This window comes from Komagataeibacter sp. FXV3 (assembly GCF_015155755.1).
In the GTDB taxonomy this organism is placed as follows: domain Bacteria; phylum Pseudomonadota; class Alphaproteobacteria; order Acetobacterales; family Acetobacteraceae; genus Komagataeibacter.
The window spans coordinates 1-1,571 of the sequence record NZ_VWPI01000052.1 but is presented as its reverse complement, the minus strand read 5'-3'; the positions used below and the strand labels follow the sequence as shown (position 1 = coordinate 1,571).

The window sequence follows — 1,571 nt, the reverse complement described above, 5'->3', positions numbered from 1 at the left end:
GGTTTTCACTGGGTGGGATCTCGCTTGATTTCAGCAAGGGGCAGGTGGGCTTCAACGGCGTGGGTGTTACCCATGCAATCGACCCCACGCTGGATTTCGTGGCCGAGCGGAGCACGAATGACGGCACGGCCCGGCTGAATGTGGGCGGGTATGCCAGCGCGCCGAAAATCTCGTTTTCCTCCACGCCGCCACTGTCACAGGACCAGATCCTGGCCATCCTGCTGTTCGGGTCGGATACGCAGTCGCTTTCGCCCACGCAGATGGCGTCGATCGCGGCCGCCGTCGCGACGCTGAGTGGCGGTTCCGCCTTTGACCCGCTGGGCATGGTGCGCAAGACGCTGCATCTGGACAGGTTGCAGATGAGCAGTTCATCCAACGGGTCGGGCAGCAACGACACCGGTTCGATCGAGGCGGGGAAATACGTCATGCGCCGCGTCTATGTCGGCGCCAAGCAGGCGACATCGGGTTCGGGCACGCAGGCCCAGGTGCAGGTTGACCTGACCAAGCGGCTGAAGCTGAACACCACGGTGGGGACAGGCGGCAACGTGACCGGTTTCACCACGCCGGAAAATGATCCGGGCAGCAGCATCGGGCTGCTGTATCAGTTCAAGTACTGAGGGATGGCATAAGAGCCTGCCTGGAAACAAATCATTGATAAAAAATAAAAGTTTTCGGGTGCCACCTTTTTTTAAAAAGCTTCACCGGAAACGTCCTTTGATCTTGAAGTGATATCGTGAACTGACTTGTCAAACAGTCCCGGAATATGTCTTGGCCTGTTCGGTGCGGGGTAAATGCATTACGGTCCCGGCATGAATCCTCATGTTACGACCCGTGGCGGCCTGCTGCCCGTCATGCTGGCCATTGGCAGCGGCATGCTGGCGATGGGGGTGGCGCTGTCGGCCCTGCCGCTGGAACTTCAGTCACGTTTCGCGTGCGGAACCACCATGATCGGCCTGATCATGGGCATCCAGTCCGTCGCCACCGTGCTGTCGCGGCCGAAGGCCGGGCGGATGGCGGACCGGCTTGGCGGACGCAATACGCTGCTGTGTGGCCTGCTGTGCACGGCGTGTTCCGCGCTGGCTTACAGCCTTGCGCTGGTGCCTGTCCTGTCACCGGGCCTGCAGCAGGCGATGATCGTGGCGGGACGGCTGGCCATGGGACTGGGCGAAGGGTTGATGGTTACAGGCGGCGGCGTCTGGGCCGTGACCAAGGTGGGCAGCGCGCGTGCGGGGGCCGCGATGTCATGGGTCGGTCTGGCCATCTTTGCCGGTCTGGGCATTGGAACTGCACTGGGTGACGAGATCGAGACCCATGCCGGTTTTGGCCCCCTGTGTCTTGTCGCCCTCGCCCTGCCGGTGGCGGGCATGGGGCTGACCGTGGTGCTGCCCGCCCCCGCGTTGCCGCGCGCTGGTGGCCAGACGGGTGGGATGGCAGGCGACATACGGTGGAAACACCTGATCGGGCATACATGGGTGTGGGGGCTGACGCTGGGCCTGTCGGCGGTGGGGTTTGCCGCGATTTCGTCCTTTCTGGTCATTTTCTATGCGGCACAGGGCTGGCATGGCGGGGGC

2 protein-coding genes are annotated in these 1,571 nt (G+C 62.8%); both read left to right on the top strand.

Translation table 11 applies throughout. The annotated features are described in order from the left end of the window. The coding region (locus F1542_RS05430) for a translocation/assembly module TamB domain-containing protein (protein WP_193732144.1) at window positions 1–617 on the top strand (617 nt) is incomplete at its 5' end. 192 nt (window positions 618–809) lie between these two features. Beyond that, on the top strand, window positions 810–1,571 hold a 762-nt coding region (locus tag F1542_RS05425), incomplete at its 3' end, for an MFS transporter (protein ID WP_227672504.1).